This is a genomic window from Streptococcus halitosis (assembly GCF_027691175.1).
GTDB lineage: Bacteria > Bacillota > Bacilli > Lactobacillales > Streptococcaceae > Streptococcus > Streptococcus halitosis_A.
The window spans coordinates 46363-64864 of the sequence record NZ_JAQFBD010000005.1 but is presented as its reverse complement, the minus strand read 5'-3'; the positions used below and the strand labels follow the sequence as shown (position 1 = coordinate 64864).

General features: G+C 37.8%; 11 protein-coding genes and 6 pseudogenes. 12 read left to right on the top strand and 5 right to left on the bottom strand.

All coding sequences use genetic code 11. The features are described from left to right. Nucleotides 1-218: 218 nt before the first annotated feature. From PG086_RS08850 to PG086_RS08840, 3 genes and pseudogenes are all read left to right on the top strand, one after another. Entirely contained in the window at nt 219-800 is a 582-nt protein-coding gene (locus tag PG086_RS08850) for a TMEM175 family protein (RefSeq protein WP_014633791.1), read from the top strand. 557 nt (nt 801-1357) lie between these two features. Further along, nucleotides 1358-1798: pseudogene (locus tag PG086_RS08845) on the top strand (ABC transporter); the annotation flags it as partial. A 489-nt stretch (nt 1799-2287) separates the two neighbouring features. Then, the gene (locus PG086_RS08840; RefSeq protein ID WP_270748684.1) at nt 2288-3337 is read left to right on the top strand and encodes a DUF389 domain-containing protein; all 1050 of its coding nucleotides are present in this window, start codon (nt 2288-2290) and stop codon (nt 3335-3337) included. Between the two features lie 1009 nt (nt 3338-4346). On the opposite strand, the pseudogene PG086_RS08835 reads toward PG086_RS08840, so the two are convergent. Beyond that, nucleotides 4347-4568 (bottom strand): annotated as a pseudogene (locus PG086_RS08835) (transposase); the annotation flags it as partial. 265 nt (nt 4569-4833) lie between these two features. On the opposite strand from PG086_RS08835, the gene PG086_RS08830 reads away from it, so the two are divergent. Then, complete coding sequence (locus PG086_RS08830; protein ID WP_270748682.1) at nt 4834-7608, top strand: cation-translocating P-type ATPase; 2775 nt, start codon at nt 4834-4836, stop codon at nt 7606-7608. A gap of 149 nt (nt 7609-7757) precedes the next feature. Next, nucleotides 7758-8675, top strand: a pseudogene (locus PG086_RS08825) (ISL3 family transposase); the annotation flags it as partial. A gap of 56 nt (nt 8676-8731) precedes the next feature. Here PG086_RS08825 and PG086_RS08820 read toward each other — a convergent pair. Together PG086_RS08820 and PG086_RS08815 are read right to left on the bottom strand one after the other, a co-directional pair. Beyond that, nucleotides 8732-9646: pseudogene (locus PG086_RS08820) on the bottom strand (LysR family transcriptional regulator). 128 nt (nt 9647-9774) lie between these two features. Continuing rightward, a complete protein-coding gene (locus PG086_RS08815; RefSeq protein ID WP_270748681.1) occupies nt 9775-10125 on the bottom strand; it encodes a helix-turn-helix domain-containing protein in 351 nt (116 codons plus the stop codon). A 353-nt stretch (nt 10126-10478) separates the two neighbouring features. Here PG086_RS08815 and PG086_RS08810 point away from each other — a divergent pair, with 353 nt between their 5' ends. Together PG086_RS08810 and PG086_RS08805 are read left to right on the top strand one after the other, a co-directional pair. After that, the gene (locus tag PG086_RS08810; RefSeq protein WP_270748679.1) at nt 10479-12104 is read left to right on the top strand and encodes a malolactic enzyme; all 1626 of its coding nucleotides are present in this window, start codon (nt 10479-10481) and stop codon (nt 12102-12104) included. 77 nt (nt 12105-12181) lie between these two features. Then, nucleotides 12182-13129, top strand: a complete 948-nt coding sequence (locus tag PG086_RS08805) for an AEC family transporter (protein ID WP_270748678.1) — start codon at nt 12182-12184, stop codon at nt 13127-13129. Between the two features lie 460 nt (nt 13130-13589). On the opposite strand, the pseudogene PG086_RS08800 reads toward PG086_RS08805, so the two are convergent. Beyond that, nucleotides 13590-13748 (bottom strand): annotated as a pseudogene (locus tag PG086_RS08800) (site-specific integrase); the annotation flags it as partial. Nucleotides 13749-13889: 141 nt separating this feature from the next. Here PG086_RS08800 and PG086_RS08795 point away from each other — a divergent pair. From PG086_RS08795 to PG086_RS08775, 5 genes and pseudogenes are all read left to right on the top strand, one after another. After that, nucleotides 13890-14410, top strand: a pseudogene (locus PG086_RS08795) (GNAT family N-acetyltransferase). 264 nt (nt 14411-14674) lie between these two features. Further along, the gene (locus PG086_RS08790) at nt 14675-15361 is read left to right on the top strand and encodes an XRE family transcriptional regulator (protein WP_270748677.1); all 687 of its coding nucleotides are present in this window, start codon (nt 14675-14677) and stop codon (nt 15359-15361) included. 3 nt (nt 15362-15364) lie between these two features. Continuing rightward, a complete protein-coding gene (locus PG086_RS08785; RefSeq protein WP_270748676.1) occupies nt 15365-16780 on the top strand; it encodes a Y-family DNA polymerase in 1416 nt (471 codons plus the stop codon). Next, the gene (locus PG086_RS08780; protein ID WP_270748675.1) at nt 16777-17139 is read left to right on the top strand and encodes a hypothetical protein; all 363 of its coding nucleotides are present in this window, start codon (nt 16777-16779) and stop codon (nt 17137-17139) included. Before PG086_RS08785 ends, PG086_RS08780 begins: the two co-directional genes overlap by 4 nt. Next, the gene (locus PG086_RS08775) at nt 17132-17425 is read left to right on the top strand and encodes a DUF5960 family protein (RefSeq protein ID WP_000196996.1); all 294 of its coding nucleotides are present in this window, start codon (nt 17132-17134) and stop codon (nt 17423-17425) included. The genes PG086_RS08780 and PG086_RS08775 overlap by 8 nt, the downstream gene beginning before the upstream one ends. A 363-nt stretch (nt 17426-17788) precedes the next feature. Here PG086_RS08775 and PG086_RS08770 read toward each other — a convergent pair. After that, nucleotides 17789-18502: G5 domain-containing protein (locus PG086_RS08770; RefSeq protein ID WP_270748674.1), on the bottom strand; the 714-nt coding region annotated here is incomplete at its 5' end.

Here is an 18502-nt window from a genome sequence, read left to right as displayed (position 1 = left end):
AGAAAATGTATCTTTGATAGTAGTCATTTATTGTGAAATATGATATATTTATTGATTAGATGGATGAATATTTCTAAAGTTAAATAAAATATGACAGATACATGCTTTTTAGTGTATCTTGTTTGTACTCAAAATATGAAGTGACTATCCAATATTTAAGATTAATAAATATTATACGATGAGATAGAATGCTACAAAATGAAAGGCGATGTAATCTGATGAAGAAAGATAGATTAATTGCATTGACAGATGCGGTTCTAGCAATTATAATGACTATCCTAATCTTAGAATTAGAAAAACCAACGACACCAAGTCTTCAAGCTTTTTGGGATTTACGGCAAAATTTCTTTGCTTATTTTCTTTCTTTTTTCTGGTTGGGATCGTTATGGATGGCACTAAACACATTATGGGAAAAGGTTGAGAAAATTTCTCAACAAATTGTTTGGTGGAATTTGTTTCTTTTATTTTTTGTTTCATTTATGCCCTACGCTACTGGAATAGTTAGTAGTCATTTCATGAATCATACGGCACAGCTCTTTTATGGACTGATCGTTATTGTTTCAACGGTAGCAAACTGGTTTTTACATAAAGTAATTGATAAACCCAATATAGATCAGAAAGAATTACTTGAAGCTACCGCACAATATAGAAAGTTATTGATACCTGACCTAATAATTAAAGGAGTGGGATTGATTCTATCCTTAATTCTCTATCCTCCGATTATGATGTATAGTGTTTTAATTGCGGCATTTTACATCATAACTTTAAAAACACTATCTGAAAAAAGAGTGAATAACTAAAAAACGGTGACCAAAGTTAGGTGTATTATTTTAATGCTTACAGACCTAAACTATTCCCCTATTTATAATTTATTGATTCATATTTTATGAAATTAAAAAGTAGATATAGTTCTGAAAATCCTTGATATTACACTGTTTTTAGTCCAACTGAAACCCATACTTTCCAAACCAGGCTTGAAAAGTCTCGTAAAGCATCACAGTTCTCAAAACATTAAGAAATGGCTACAATACAGCATTTACAACACTTCATGGTTCACACCATGGGGTGTTTTTTGACGTTTTTAACAAAATTCACACCACTTTTCACACCAAATTCAGGCTCTTTTCTACCATTTGTTAAGTCTATCAAGGCTTTAAGTAAAAAAAGAGTTAAGACAGTAGCTATTCTGAGGTTACTGTCTTATTTTTAACACTTTTTGATCCATAAAAGGGCATGCTAAAAAACACCTCATCTGGCATTTTTGTCAACTGTAGTGGGTTACCAAAAAGTCATACTCTGGAGAGGACAAGATTTGTTCTCTCCTTATAAACAATCGCTTCATTTTGAAAATCAGGAAAGCGTTGTTTACGGATCTAGTAAAGCAAATAATAGCCAAGAAGGCAATGCAATGTTTGGTAGCTTCTTCTTTATCGGTATCTTCCTATCCATTATCTTTATGGTCGGTACTGTATTAGTCATCTACTACAAACAAATCTCTGAAGGATATGAAGACCGCGAACGCTTTGTAATTTTGCAAAAGGTTGGTTTGGATCAAAAGCAGATCAAGCAAACTATTAACAAGCAAATCTTGACCGTTTTCTTTCTTCCTGTAATCTTTGCCTTCCTCCATCTGACCTTTGCTTATCATATGTGGAGCTTGATTCTAAAGGTCATTGGAGTAGTCGATGCGACCATGATGTTGACAATAACCTTATCAATCTGTGGAATCTTTGCACTCATCTATGTTTTAATCTTTATGATTACTTCAAGAAGTTATCATAAGATTGTTCAAATGTAAAAAATAATAATGCAATAGAGTGCCTAGAATATAAACATATAAAAATAAAGGAGATAATATGAAATCTGAAAGTTATTTTGACGGAGGAATCCTAGATTATATTGGATACTCTATCTTAGTAGCCATAATTTGCGGGCTTACCTTGGGGATCGCAACACCTTCGGCGGTTTGCATGATGCAAAATTGAAAACCAAACACACTCATCATGTTTAAAGATTAAAACGGCATCTTCTTTCAGAGGAGATAACGTTTTTTCATCTTCGGATAAGGAAACAAAAATTACTTCCTTTCTCTATCTTTTAGATTAATTGATTTCTTCAGAGAAAGACTGTAAAATTTTTGATATAATGTTAAGATGGATTGATGGATATTTAAAGGATAATTTTCAAAAGAATGACAGGTGAGCATTAAAAATATGTAAGATTGGACAGAAGTCTCTCTACTATCATCCAGACAGAAAAAAATTATATGAAATAAAAGGAGTAACCAATGTTCGGAAACTATTCAACACGTGAATTCCGCGAGAAACTATATGATGACCTTCATGTTCGATTAAGAGATACAGTGATTTTGATGTGTGCGATTTTTATTGCCTCTATAGGTCTAAATATGAATTCAACAGCTGTCATTATTGGAGCCATGCTGATTTCCCCTCTTATGACACCGATTGTTGGACTGGGTTTTGGTTTAGCTATTTTTGATACCCGTTTAATCAAACAATCTCTAGAGGTTTTATTTACTCAAGTATTGGTCAGTTTGCTTGTCTCGACTCTGTATTTCTGGATTTCTCCCTTATCTTATGCAAGTAGCGAACTGATTGCACGAACCTCTCCAACCATTTGGGATGTTCTCATTGCTATTGCTGGTGGGATAGCAGGTGTAATTGGGTCAAGGAAAAAAGAAGCAAACAATATTGTGCCAGGAGTAGCCATTGCAACAGCTCTGATGCCACCTATCTGTACTGCAGGCTATGGTTTAGCTAATGGAAATGTACGATTTTTATTTGGGGCTCTCTATCTTTTCTTGATCAACTGTGTCTTTATCATGCTAGCCAACATTGTTGGAACAAGAATTTTGATGAGAAAATCTCCCTTAAGTTCATTTAAAGAGCTAAACATTAAAATGAAAATTGGCTTGACATCCTTGATTGTATTATTGGTTCTTCCAGCCAGCTATTCAGCAGTCACTCTGTCGATAGAACAAGCGCGAAAAGAAGGAATCAAACAGTTTATAGCAAAAGAGTTCGCCAATCACACGGTCATTAATCAAGTCTACAAGTCAAGGAACAATGAATTGGTCTTGACGGTTGTTGGAGATCCGATTTCAGACGAAGAATTAGAAACGCTTTACCAAAAACAAGCCTCTTACGGTATTCAATCTGTTGAATTGAAAGTCAATCAAGTCCATAATTCGACAAAATTAGATAGTGAAGCGACCAAGGAATTTTATGAAACCATTGACAAGTATATCGATCAAAAACTCTCTGAAAAGGATTCGCAAAAAGATCTCGTAAAAGAAAATGAAGCAGACAAGGATTGAGGACGATGAACTGAATAGGTTTTTATGCCGTGTTTTTCTTGTTTGTTCTTCTTTCTCACCTATAACAAAATAAAATTGATGAATACGAGATTTTTCTTTAGATGAAAGAAAGTACGTAGAAGAAAGGGATAGTGTAAATGAGTAAAGTATTTTACTGCAAATTCAATTTATAAAAAACAACCAGAAAGAAAATATTAATTTTGCGGTTTTTCTTTCTGGTTGTTTTCTGATAACGGAGGTTTGCTCAAACGCTATAAGAAATAAATTAGGAGGTCTATCATCTAAAAAAATGTATGTAACAAAAAATAATTTAACTAATGGTGTGAACTTTTAGTATTTATCAGCTCAATTCTTGTATTTTTAGGATAAAGTTCACACCATTCAGATGAAATTAGTTGAAATTGGATGAAATTTTGAGTTTTGAAAACTTGTGGAAACATTGATATTACAAGCTTTTGAAATTTATTCAAAGAAAAATCTTTCAAACCAGGTCATACGATTTATAAGTAAAAGAACAAATAAAAAAGAGGAGCTTCACACTAAAGTTCCTCTTTTTTTAAATATCTGAATCATTATTCTTATTTCAAAAAAGGTAGAGTTTGAATTGAAATACAGTGCAATATATCGCATTTGGCAAAAAGAAAAAACGCTTGAAATCAGCGTTTTTCTTATGTATTGATTCGTATTGAATGCTTACTTAACTTCTGTAAAAACCAAATAAGGTAAACTTTTGATATTCTGGTTCGATTTTATCTTATTTTTAATGAAAGTTTACCTTATTTAAATGAAAGTGATTGAACTTAATTGAAATTTGAATTTTTAGAAACTTATGAAAACGTTGATTTTAAAGCATTTTGAAATTGGATAAAATAAGTGGTGCCCCAACCAGGTCTTAAGAAAGCTCGTAAAGCATCACAATTTTCAAAACGTTAATCAATACGATTATATCAACGTTTACAGACATTCAAGAATTTTCTCTTGGATGTCTTTTTTGTTTCAAAAAATCAAAGTTCACCCCAAATATTTGAACCTTGAATTTCCATGAATAGGTTCCATTACGACTATTATCAGAATTATAGCCTACTTTATAGTAAGGTTCATAGCCTAAAAGGGCTGATAATTCTGCTTTAAGCAGGTCGTTCATAGCTGTTTCAAGAGAAGAACGAAAAAATTCATCGATATCTCGTTTTTTGACTAGGAAGTTAAGAAATTCTGTGGTAAACTGTGTCATAGAAGTAAATCTCTTTCTAGTAATGTTTCGCAACTCTACTATAACGGATTTATTCCTTTTTGTGTTTACACGGCTTATTTTACACTACCAAAAGAACTTTAGCTATTGGGTATACAAGCTAAAGTTCTCGGCTCTATAATTTCTGTAGTGGGTAAAGCCACCATAGGAATTATAGAGCCTTTTCTTTCAACATTTTCTGAAAAAGGAGTATAATGAGGGTATAAATATGAAATCGCTTTAATGATTTAGAATCGAGGAAAGGATTATGAGCGATTCTAGACAGAAGGGGACTACATTAGGAACCTGTGCCCCTGATCAGGTTTATCAAGTGTTGCAAACAAGTCCTCAAGGGTTAAACTCACAAGAAGTAAAAAAGAGGCAAGCAACTTATGGTCCTAACCAGTTGAAAGAAAGTAAGAAAGAACCTATTTGGTTGACCTTTGTCAAACATTTTACCAGTCTCATGGCCCTCTTATTGTGGGTTGGTGGCTTTATTGCTGTGATTTCCCATAGCTTGGAGTTGGGAATTGCGATTTGGCTGGTCAATATCATTAATGGTCTCTTTAGTTTTATTCAAGAATATAAGGCTAGTCAAGCCACGGCAGCACTGAATAAGCTTCTTCCATCCTATACCCGAGTTCTTCGTGATGGAAAGGAAGATAAAATCCTTGCACAGGACTTGGTGCCAGGTGATTTGGTTTTCATTGAAGAAGGTGACCGTATTTCTGCAGATGGACGTTTGGTTGCTGTGACAGACTTGCAGGTAAATCAGTCTGCCCTCACTGGTGAGTCTAATCTCATTTATAAATCAGACCAAGCAGATTTGACTCCTGATAAGACTGAATTGGAATATGACAATATGGTGTTTGCAGGGACCATAGTTTCCTCTGGGTCAGGACATTTTATAGTATCTGCTATCGGTATGGAAACTGAGTTTGGACAAATTGCAGACTTGACGCAAAACCTAGCTCAGGAAAAGAGCCCACTGCAAAAGGAACTGGACCATTTGACCAAACAGATTTCGGTTATCGCAGTATCTGTAGGTCTCTTCTTTATGATTGCAGCAACACTATTTGTCCATCAGCCTCTTTCTCAAGCTTTCATCTTTGCCTTGGGAATGATTGTTGCCTTTATCCCTGAGGGGTTACTTCCTACAGTTACCCTCTCTCTAGCTATGGCTGTACAACGCATGGCTAAAGAACATGCTTTAGTGAAGAAATTATCTTCTGTTGAGACTCTTGGAGCAACCTCTGTTATTTGCTCAGATAAAACAGGGACCCTAACTCAAAATGCCATGACAGTTAATCATTTATGGACCTTGTCGGGTAATTATGAGGTGACTGGGCTAGGTTATGCACCAGAAGGGCATATTGAGAAGGATGGTGCCCCTGTTTCTCTGAAGGAAAATGATCTCCTGAATCGTTTGGTTCGCTTTTCTCACTTGGCTAGTAATGCTCAAGTGGTTGCGCCAAGTGCTGACAATCCCGATTATACGGTCTTGGGAGACCCGACTGAAGCTTGTCTTAATGTTCTTGCAGAAAAAGCAGGTATTGATTTAAATGACAACCACAACTGGGCTCCTCGTATCAAAGAAATTCCCTTTGATTCGGATCGTAAACGAATGACAACGGTACATAGTCTCGAAAAAAGTCTGGATGGCAGTCACCATATTTCCATCACTAAGGGTGCGCCTAAAGAAGTGATGGAACTTTGCTCAGACTATTATGATGGTCAAGGAGCAATCAAATCTATGACTGCTACAGAACGTCAAGCAATTCTTGCTGCTAACGATCAATTTGCTCGTGACGGCTTACGTGTTTTAGCTGTTGCTTATCGTCCTTTGGAAAGCGAAGATATTAGAGAAGACAAGTGGGATATGCGGACCCTCGAAGAAGATATGGTCTTTGTGGGACTTGTTGCCATGAGTGACCCTCCACGTCAAGGTGTACGTGAAGCAATTGAGCAATGTCACCGTGCCAGTATTCGCATTATCATGCTCACAGGTGACTATGGTTTGACAGCTCTTAGTATTGCCAAGAAAATTGGAATTGTAAAAGGTAACAATGCACGAGTGATATCAGGGCTTGAACTGGCAGATATGACCGACGAAGAGCTCAAAGTAGCTCTTAAAGGCGAGATTGTTTTTGCTCGTGTGGCTCCTGAACAAAAATATCGTGTAGTCAATGCACTTCAGGAACTTGGTGAAGTTGTCGCTGTTACTGGTGATGGTGTTAATGATGCCCCTGCTCTTAAAAAGGCTGATATCGGTGTAGCTATGGGGGTATCTGGAACCGACGTAGCCAAGGAATCTGCTGATATGATTTTAACGGATGACCACTTTGCTTCTATTGTCCATGCTGTTGAAGAAGGACGTGCCGTTTATAGAAATATTCAAAGATTCCTTACCTATATTTTTAATTCCAATACTCCTGAAGCTGTACCCTCTACTTTCTTCTTGTTCTCTTTGGGGCGCATTCCTCTTCCCTTAACAGTTATGCAAATCCTAGCGATTGACCTTGGAACAGATATGATGCCCGCTTTGGGATTGGGGGTTGAGCCACCAGAAGAAGGCATTATGGACAGGCCACCAAGACGCCTATCAGATCGTTTGTTAAATCGGCAATTATTATTAAAAGCCTTTGCTTGGTATGGTATGATTGAGTCTGTTTTGGCCATGGGTGCCTTCTTCCTTAATTATTGGGTTAATCAAGGACATCTGAATCATCTAGCTAGTTCAGGACCTCTTTATCGAGAGGCAACAACCATGACTTTGGGAGCTATCATCTTCACGCAGATTGGTATGGCTATGAATAGTCGCAAAGGTAGAGGATCTATTTTCAAAATCAAACCATTTGCAAATAAGATTATTAGTCTGGGGATTATCTTAGAAATCATTCTCTTTATTATCCTGTCCTATGTACCTCTTTTCCACACTCTCTTTAATACAGCTCCGATTGGTTTTGATGATTGGCTCTATTTGCTCGTCTGTCCATTTATCATTATGGCTCTAGAGGAAATAAGGCACCGACTATTTGATTAAGAGTAAGCCGATGGCTTACTTTTTAGGCCCTATAATATTTGTAGTGGGTAAATCCCCTATGGATATTATAGAGCCTATTTTATTGTAGAAAAAAAGTCTCATAAGACCTATAATGAAAAGAGACTAAACAACTCATTAGAAAGAATCATATGGAACAATTACATTTTATCACAAAACTGCTTGATATCAAAGATCCAAATAGATATCATCAATATGGATACACACAAGGAAATCATCGCTAAACTGGACTATGAGGCTCCATCTTGTCCTGATTGCGGAAAGCAAATGAAGAAATATGACTTTCAAAAACTTTCTAAGATTCCTTACCTTGAAACGACTGGTATGCCTACTAGAATTCTTCTTAGAAAGCGTCGTTTTAAGTGCTATCATTGTTCGAAAATGATGGTCGCTGAGACTTCTATCGTCAAGAAGAATCACCAAATCCCTCGTATCATCAACCAAAAGATCGCTCAGAAGCTAATTGAAAAGACTTCTATGACCGATATTGCTCAGCAGATGGCCATTTCAACTTCAACTGTCATTTGAAAGCTCAATGACTTCCACTTTAAGCATGATTTTTCGCATCTTCCTGAGATTATATCATGGGATGTTGAAACAGTTAGGGAAGTGACTGTTTTAATCGGGAGATGAAGATGAGTTTCATTGCGCAAGATTTTGAAAAGCTCGATATCATCACTGTTCTTGAAGGAAGAACACAAGCTGTCATCCGAAATCACTTTCTTCGCTACAATCTAGCTGTTCGTTGTCAGGTGAAAATCATTACTATGGATATGTTTAGTCCCTACTATGAATTAGCTAAACAGCTTTTTCCATGTGCTAAAATCGTTCTCGATCGTTTTCACCCTTCGTTATTATATTTCTGAACTCAGGCTAAAACAGTCCACTGGACTGTTTTACTCCAACACTTAAACCGTGCTATGAGTCGTGTGCGTGTCCAAATCATGAATCAGTTTGAGCGAAAATCTCATGAATATAAAGCCATCAAACATTACCGGAAGCTCATTCAACAGGATAGCCGTAAATTGAGTGATAAGCGATTTTATCGCTCTAAACATCAAAAAAGAAAGGACGAATTTCGTCCTTTCTCGAGCTTAGCTTTTCTTCAATCTACTACAGTTGACAAAGAGCCAAGTTCTTTTGGTTTGTATAGTTTAATAAAATTAAATAAATCCTCTACTTCTGATGACAGTGTAGCTGATTTAAGGTGAGCGTAATAAACTGTAAATGTGATCTGGTCCTCCGGTATTAGAGGGATTTTTATTAAATCATCATCTTCATCAGAGAGTGCGATATCAGCTAGTAAACTAACGCCAATCCCTTTCTTTAAAAGTTCTTTAAGAATGACAATGTCGTCACTCTTGAAGAATATTTCTGCCCTGTTTTGATACTTCTGATTAAGAAGTTCAAAAGCTTTCAAGTGAACAAAATGTTCGTCTAAAAGGATAAAGGATTGATCTACTAAATCTTGAAAAGTGAGGGAAGAAGCGGTAGCAAGAGGGTGGTTCTTAGATAAAACGACATACAGTTCTTTATGAAATAGTTCATGCGTCTCTATTGAAGGATGATTGAGTGGTTCAATCAAACCGAGTAGGCTTGCATCAAGGTCTCCCTTGAGGAGAAGGTTTAATAACTCCACGGAGCCACCGCGGATGGGGCGTACTGTTTTTAAAAAATCAAATTCTTTTTCTTCATTTAGAGAAGCAAAGAGATACTGTATGATAATAGGAGGAAATCCTACAGTAGAGTAATGAACCAAAGAACGATTTATTTCTTTGCGAGCAGAAATGATCTCAGGTAAGATCAGTTCTGTGTGTTTCAGAAGGATTTCTCCTTGATGAGTCAGTTTGAAGGATCGGTGTGAGGGATCGTGGTGAATCAACTTACAATTAAAGGCCTCCTCTAATCGCTTGATGGCATAAGAAATAGAAGGTTGACTAACTTTGTGCTATTTTGCTACGTCTGTATAGGATTGGACTTGGCAGAGATCATAAAAATATTGTAGATCTTTTAAATTCATATGGGCTCACTTTCATTAGTTGGAGAATGGGAAATATGTGGAAATCACCAGATAAATAATTTTTATCCGTACCCTACAATTTGACTATATGAGTAGTCACCAGTTAAAATATAAGTGAGTCAGGGATATCATAGATTATCTAAGATACTTTCAAAAATGTCCAACATCTTTTCTCGTTTTTCAACAGGAAGTTGTTTAATCTTCATGTTCAATCTCTTTAGTGAAAGATTTTCAGTCTTATCAGAGGTGGATTCAAGGCTACTAAAATTGAAAAACTCCTCTGGGGTCATCTGTAAGGCATCAATCACTTTTTCTAGACTGTGAATGGTCAGATTCACACTTTGGTTTTCTAGTTGATTGATATACTTAAGACCAAGTCCCGCCTGTTCAGAAAGTTCTTCCTGGCTCATTTTGTTTTTTGTACGAAAATATTTCACTTTTTGGGAAATATATTGTTGTAAATAGTTTTTGGTTGTCATATAAATAGAATACAAGTTTTGTATGACAAAAAAACACCTTAAAAAATACAAAGTATTATATATAAAACTTAAAGGATATTTATTTTAATTAGAATTGCCAATTTGTATAATTATTTTGTTATACTCGAAACTTTTAGTAAAGAGTAATTGTCGAGGGTTTGATGAGTTCAGAAATTTATAAAACAACTTAAAGTGTCATCAATAATAGTGTTTTAAGTATCAAAAGGCTTATTATAAATTTTCTCGTAGACTCATTATAACATATACCTTAATGATTGTATTTTTTAAGCAACAGAGTTTTATAAACAATTCATTTTTTGTGGTATAATATTAGTAAAAAAGGAGGTTGCACTATGACTGCACATGATATTTTAAACAATCCTTTCCTTAATAAGGGAACTGCCTTTACCTTAGAGGAGCGAAAGGAACTTGGCCTTATTGGGTTATTGCCACCTTACGTTCAAACCATCGAGGAGCAAGCAGTGCAAACCTATGCACAAATGCAAACAAAGGTCAATGATCTGGAAAAACGTTTGTTCTTAATGGAAATCTTTAATACAAACCGTACCCTTTTTTACTACCTATTTGCTCAACATTTGGAAGAATTCAATCCAATTGTCTATGATCCAACTATTGCTGATACAATTGAGGGGTATAGTGACCTCTTTGTAGATCCACAATATGCGGGATATCTTGATATTAATCATCCTGAAAATATTGAAGCCACTTTGAAAAATGCCGCCGGCGATCGCGAGATTCGACTCATTGTTGTAACAGATGCAGAAGGAATCCTTGGAATCGGTGACTGGGGAACAAATGGTGTCGATATTTCTGTTGGGAAATTGATGGTCTATACTGGCGCTGCTGGAATCGATCCTTCTATGGTCCTTCCTTTAGTCATTGACGCAGGGACTAACCGTGAAGAACTTCGGAACAATCCTAATTACTTGGGAAATCGTCACGAACGGGTCCGCGGAGAACGTTACTACGACTTCATTGACCAATTTGTTCAAACAGCAGAACGTCTCTTTCCCAAACTCTACCTTCACTGGGAAGACTTCGGTCGCTTAAATGCTGCTAATATTCTTGAAAAATATCGGAAACAAATCCCAACCTTTAACGATGATATTCAAGGTACAGGAATCGTTACCTTGGGTGGTATCTTTGGTTCACTAGATATTAGTGGTGAAAAATTAACAGATCAAGTTTATCTCTGCTATGGTGGTGGTACTGCAGGTGCAGGAATTGCCTCTCGTGTTCTTCGCGAAATGGTGAGTGAAGGTCTTTCTGAAGAAGAAGCCTATAAACGTTTCTTTATGGTTGATAAACAAGGTCTTCTCTTTGATGACATGGATGACCTAACTCCTGAACAAAAACCGTTTGCTAAGAAACGTGCTGACTTTAGTAACGCAGACAAGTTGGCTGACCTGCTTGAAGTAGTGAAGACTGTGAAGCCAACTATTCTTGTAGGAACTTCTACTCAGCCTAATACCTTCACTAAAGAAATAGTAGAGGCTATGTGTGAAAATATAGAGCGTCCGATGATCTTCCCTTTGTCAAATCCAACCAAACTAGCTGAAGCTAGTGCCAAAGATTTGATTGAATGGTCAGATGGAAAAGCTTTTGTCGCAACAGGAATTCCTGCTGATACGGTTTCTTATAAAGGTGTGGACTATGTGATTGGTCAAGACAATAATGCCTTGATTTACCCAGGTCTTGGTCTAGGTATGCTGGCTTCTGAAGCAAGTCTTTTAACTGATGAAATGATTGGAGCAGCGGCTCATTCATTGAGTGGTATTGTCAATCCAGGCCAACCAGGAGCTCCTGTTTTGCCGCCGTTCAAATATGTAGCAGATGTTTCTATTAAAGTAGCAGAAGCAGTCGCTAAAAAAGCACAAGAGCAAGGTCTTGCGCGTGCTAAGGAAACAGATATGGCCAAAGCAGTTCGTGATTTGAAGTGGTATCCAGAGTATAAATAATTCATTGCTACTGTCTATCCTTCACTAGCGACAGATTTGTATGGGCTGTGGACTTAAGTAATTTAGAAAGGATACCTATGTCACTCTTTTTAACCTCGATTACGAGTATCATTCCGATTATCGCTATCATTGTTTTGGGGTATATTCTTCAGGTGAAGGGATGGTTTGGAGATGCCTTTGGACCTAACCTATCTCGTTTGATCATGAATGTAGCCTTGCCAGCGTCAATCTTTGTGTCGGTGATGAAATACCTAACACTAGATAAACTAATCAGTCTTTCTGGAGGTCTCCTTTATACATTTGTGGCCTTTATCTTGGGCTATATCGTAGCTTATATTACATTTGTGGTTTTCAAGGTTCGTCCAGGACGGCGAGGAACCATGATTAATACCTTTGTGAATGCCAATACTATTTTTATTGGTTTACCTTTAAACGTTGCTCTTTTTGGGGATCAGGCTCTTCCTTATTTCTTGATTTACTATATCACCAATACGATTTCCACCTGGACATTGGGCGTGTATTTGATGACGAGCGACAGTAAATCGGGGCAAAGCAAGGAGACAAGTAAATTTGACTGGAAGAAACTGCTACCAGCTCCGCTTGTGGGTTTTCTTGTCGCCCTACTATTTTTGATTCTCCGAATTCCTATTCCAGATTTTGCAACGAATACCTTAACCTATGTTGGAAATATCGTCACTCCCTTATCTCTGATTTATATTGGTATTGTTCTTGCTAAGGCAGGCTTGAATACGATTGCTTTTGATAAAGATACAATTGTCACCTTGGTTGGACGCTTTATCCTAGCTCCTCTGATCATGCTTCTTGTATTGAAGTTCTTTGCACCAAATATGGCAACAGTAGAATTTAAGACCTTTATGATTCAGTCTGCTACACCAGCTCTGGCTGTTCTTCCGATCCTTGCTAATCAGGGAAAAGGAGATGTGGAATTCTCTACGAATGTGGTGACTCTAAGTACGATTCTATTTATCGTTGTTATTCCAATATTACAAACTTTATTAGGATAAGAAGGAAGAGGGTAGGATTGAAAGTTATGCGTTAAGAAATTTCCCTATTTAAAAAATATTGGTTCAAATTTTATGAAATTAAAAAGTAGATAACGTTCTGAAAATCCTTGATATTGTGCTGTTTTTAACCCAACTGAAACCCACACTTTCCAACCAGATCTTAAGAAAGCTCGTAAAGCATCACAATTTAGTAAACGTTAATTCGAAAGAATTACTATACTTACAAAGAGCATCTTTTGGGGTGTTCTTTTTGTACTTTCATACTAAATTGGTGCAATTGACACAGTTGTTGCGACTTTAGTCGATTACAAATGTGGCTGCAACCTGACAGAGTCAGTTGCCTCAAAACGTTAATCAATACGATACTATCAACGTTTCAAAGCACTCAAAAGTTTACCTTATGGGTGCTTTTTGCGTGTTTTTTTGAAAAGTTTACCTCAAAGTTCACCTTATTTTTACCTTATTGTTTTAGAGACTTTAAAGCAAATTTTCCAACAGCCATTGGAATCACATTAGAAGTGTTAACATAGGTCTTAGTTGTAATCGTATCACTATGGGTTAGCGCTTCAGAAATTTCTTCAAGCGAAACTCCAGCTTGTTTTGCTGGTGTGGCGCTTGAACATTATGCTTATCCATAGTATTTTGTGTTATAATGTAGAAACTATACAGAAAATAAAAGAATCTCTTTAAATTCTGTAAATTTCACTTTGCGTAAACATGAGAAAATTTGAATGTAGATAATGATGGGAGAGGATTTGTAATGATCAGTTTAGAGCTGTTGTCTGAAGAAAATAGTCTAGACGTCTATTCTTTTGAAAAAGAAAATCGAGAGTATTTTGAACGAAATTTACCTCCTAGACCATAGACCAGCTAACTATTTTGATTTAGAAGGTTTTAAAGAAATTACAAGGGAATTGTTAACGGAACAAAGGAATCGTGCTGTTTACATGCATCTTATTAGAAATTCGCAAGGTGTTATGGTTGGGAGAATCAATTTAAGTGTCTTAGAGAGTGATCGAAATACAGCAGAACTTGGGTATAGGATTGGGGAAAATGTTAACAATTTAGGTTATGCCAGCGAAGCGGTTAAACTCGTTTTAGAAAAAGCCTTCACGACTTATGGTTTCAATAGAATCATTGCAGGAACGGCAACAGGTAATCTAGCCTCTCAGAGGGTGCTTTTAAAGAATGGCTTCACCTTTTAGTAGGGTTATAGAAAATGACTTACAAATTCATAATGAGTGGGTTCATACAGCAGTATTTGAGATAAGGAGACCATAATATCATCAGTTCCGGTCTATTAACAAGGTTAATGGAGGCATCAATCTTTCCAGACATTTAAGAATTTACTCTTGGATGTCTTTTTTTGTTCAAAATAGATAAGTGTTGCTGTTTAAACTTGATTTTCCCAGTGGACAATCGTCCACTTTTTTTATATAATAAAACTAAACCGAATTGGTTGAATCTCAGAAATGTAAGCTCAATCATCAATTGATCTTTCTAAGGAAGATATTCTCAATAAAGCATCACACTAGGAGGTGAATCATGTACCAACCAGAAAAACTCAAGGCTCGGAGAAAAGAGTTAAAATTGACACAGAAGGAAATTGCAGAGGAATTAGGGATTAGTTTTCAGGCTTACTCCGCTTGGGAACGCGGGATTAAGGAACCATCCAAGGAGAAGGTTGCTCAGCTGGAGAAGATTTTAAAAGTGGCAAAAGGCTATTTTACTCAGATTGAGATTGTTCGTATTTACAATAGCCTCTCCAAGCAAGGGAAGGACAAGGTTGTGCTTTATGCTCGCAACCTAGCTCAAGAGGAACAAACTCAGAAGGTGACGACCATGCCAGAGCGCCTTTACGAATACCGTGTCTATGAACGCATGTCAGCAGGGATCGGGACTTCGGTATATGATGATCGGAATTTTGATACGGTTTACTTTAATGAGGAACTGGCCCATGATTTTGCGTCCTGGGTGGCTGGGGACTCTATGGAACCTAAATATCAAAATGGTTCCGTGGCTTTGATTCGAGAGACCGGATTTGATTATGATGGGGCGGTTTATGCAGTGGTCTGCAACAACCAGACCTATATCAAACGGGTTTATCGGGAGGAAGATGGCTTGCGTCTGGTATCGATCAATCCAAAATACAAGGACATTTTCATCTCCTATGAGGATGATCCTCGGATTGTAGGGATTATCGTTGGGAATTTTGTGCCGATGGAGGGTTAGTCTATGGGCTACTTTGATTATTCCAGAGAGCCCAAGAGTGATATTGCCTTTGTCGATATGAAATCTTTTTATGCCAGTGTCGAGTGTGTGAAAAGGGGCTTGCATCCGCTGAAGACTTCGCTTTGTGTCATGAGTCGCGCGGATAATTCGACTGGCCTTATCTTAGCTTCCTCTCCCATGTTTAAGAAGATTTTTGGCAAGTCCAATGTTGGTCGGGCCTATGATCTGCCCTTTGATATCAAAACCCGCAAATTTTCCTACTATAACGCCAGAAAGCAAGAATTGCCTACAGATTCAGACTATGTGCGTTACATCGAAGATTGGGCCCAAGTCACCTTGATTGTGCCACCTCGGATGGACGAGTATATCGCAGTCAATATGGAAATCCAGCGAATCTTTCAAAACTATGGGAGTCCAGAGGATATTTATCCTTACTCTATCGATGAGGGTTTTATTGACCTGACTAGTTCGCTCAACTATTTCATCCCAGACAAGACTCTCTCTCGCAAAGACAAGCTAGATATGCTTTCTGCTCGTATCCAGAGGGATATTTGGAGGCAGACAGGGATCTACTCTACGGTGGGTATGTCCAATGCCAATCCCTTACTGGCCAAGTTGGCTCTGGATAATGAGGCCAAGCATACCCCGACCATGAGGGCCAACTGGTCTTACCAGGATGTGGAAGAGAAGGTCTGGGCCATTTCCAAGATGACGGATTTTTTGGGGATTGGCAGGCGGATGGAGAAACGCTTGCATGCTCTGGGGATTTTTTCGATTAAAGAACTAGCCACCAGCAACCCAGACCAGCTAAAGAAAGCTCTCGGTCAGGCTGGTCTGCGTTTGTGGTTTCATGCTAACGGGATTGATGAGAGTAATGTTCATAAACCCTATAAAGCCAAGTCCCAAGGCTTGGGAAATTCTCAAATCTTGCCGAGAGACTACGTGAAGTTACGGGATATCGAAATTATTCTCCGAGAAATGGCAGAGCAGGTGGCTATTAGATTGAGAAGGGCGGGAAAGAAAACAACCCTTGTCTCTATCTATGTCGGTTTCTCTAAACAGGAGGTTAGGCCGTCTATTCACACACAAATGAAGGTCGAACCGACCAATAATACAGCTATCTTAACGGATTATGTTTTGAAGCTATTTCATAAAAAATACACTTCTGGGGCGGTCAGAAGTGTCGGAGTCAACTATTCAGGATTTGTGGATGAGTCCTTTGGCTTGATTTCCCTCTTTGATGATGTTGACAAGTTAGAAAAAGAAGAAAGGCTCCAGACAGCTATTGACTCCATTCGGCAACAATTTGGTTTCACTTCTCTCTTAAAGGCCAATGCACTGGAAGAAGCCTCTAGGAGTCTTGCTAGAAGCAAGCTGATTGGTGGGCATTCTGCTGGAGGATTAGATGGATTACAATGATTGATCGTTCTTATTTACCTTTTCAATCTGCACGAGACTACCAAGATCCAGGGATGCAGAAGTGGATGGGCTTTTTCCTCTCAGAGCATACCAGTTCGCTTGGTGAAGAAAAAAATCGTGTTGATTTTTCAACGAATTTGAATTCAGTTGAGAAGCTACTCTTGTTTTCTCAGCTTTATGTTGGTCAATTAAAGGGATGTTTTGTTGTCAAGGAAAGAAAGCAAAAAATGACGATCATCGGTGAGGTGAGCGAATTATCACCTCCAACTCTATCTATTAGGACAAATGAGGGATATAGGCTGGTAGAGATTGTAGATATCCTCGAAATTCGACTTTGGGAGGAGGAAGTTTATGACTAGAAAAGAGCTGTATGAAAACAAACTACAGATGGATTATTTTTCAGATAGTTACATTCGCTTTGAAGAGGATTTCCAAAAATACTCTGCCATGAACGTTCCCTTGACTTTTTTGATCGATGATATCCTACGAACCATGGCAATGAATCAGAAGAACTACTTCGTCTTAAACAAGGAAAATGCCAAGGATGGGCGGGAGCATCGCTTTTATTTTAGGCTAGTGACAGAAAAAGAGTGTCCCAGAAATCGAACCTATGCATATGCTGGACTCAAAAATAGTAGTCAGTAGATCTAGATGTGAGAGAGGGAAGTCCGATCTAGGAAAGATGGCTTATGAGCGTTAGAAAATCTCATGGTATTGGAATTCGAAACGTTATCCTTTATATGTGGAGTTCTTGCAGAAACTTATGATAGGTATTGATGATAAGATAAGAAAAGGGCCACTCTCTTTTTTAGATGAGCGTTTATTTGAAAACGTGGTTGGATTTGAGAACAGCTATCTTCAATGATCATCTCACTTTATAGAGTCATACCAAAACATCCATGTACATTTGTGGATGTTTTTTTATTTTATAGATAGAAAAAGAGAAGACCATTTGGTCTTCTCAACGGGGGAACTGAATAATTAGAAAGAATCAATCAAAGAGGGTTATTAGTCTTTGAAATTCTTTTGGAAGATAAGGAGAGACAAGATAGAAGTGATTGCTGCCAAGTAGAGGAAGGCAGTTGCTTCTTGTTCCCCAGTTGCTGGAAGTTGTCTTTCCTTGTCTTCTTTGACTGTAGTTGTAACAGGAGCTTTTTCATCTTTTGCTGGTGAATTATCTGTTACGACTGGAGCAGGTTTTTCAGTCTCTCTTGGGAGAATATACTCAGGAAGAGTCACAACTGGTGGCGCTTCTGTTCCAACTGAGCTTTGTTTGCTACCTACCTCAATCACTCGATCTTGTGCTGGAGTTGCTTCTGTTTGGAGAACCTTGCGATTGTTACCGTTCACTTCAACATACTCGACTAAGAGACCGTCTTTCCCTTCTGATAGAACTTGCTCTTTTCCTTTGTCTAATTGTGGGTTTTCGCGACGAATCGTCTTAAACGGTACGACCTTATTGACGATTTCCAAGCTTGGAAGTGTAAAGACAAGGTCTTTAACCCCTTCCTCAGGACTTGAAGAAGTGATTGATTTCTCAGGTTGCGCTGGAGTTTCCGGTTGAGTCGGCTTTTCAGGCTGAGCAGGTTTCTCAGGCTGAACTGGCTTTTCAGGCTGGTCAGGTTTCTCAGGTTGAGCAGGTTGTTCAGGTTGAACTGGATTCTCAGGTTGAGCTGGCTTTTCAGGCTGAGCAGGTTTCTCAGGTTGAGCAGGTTTCTCAGG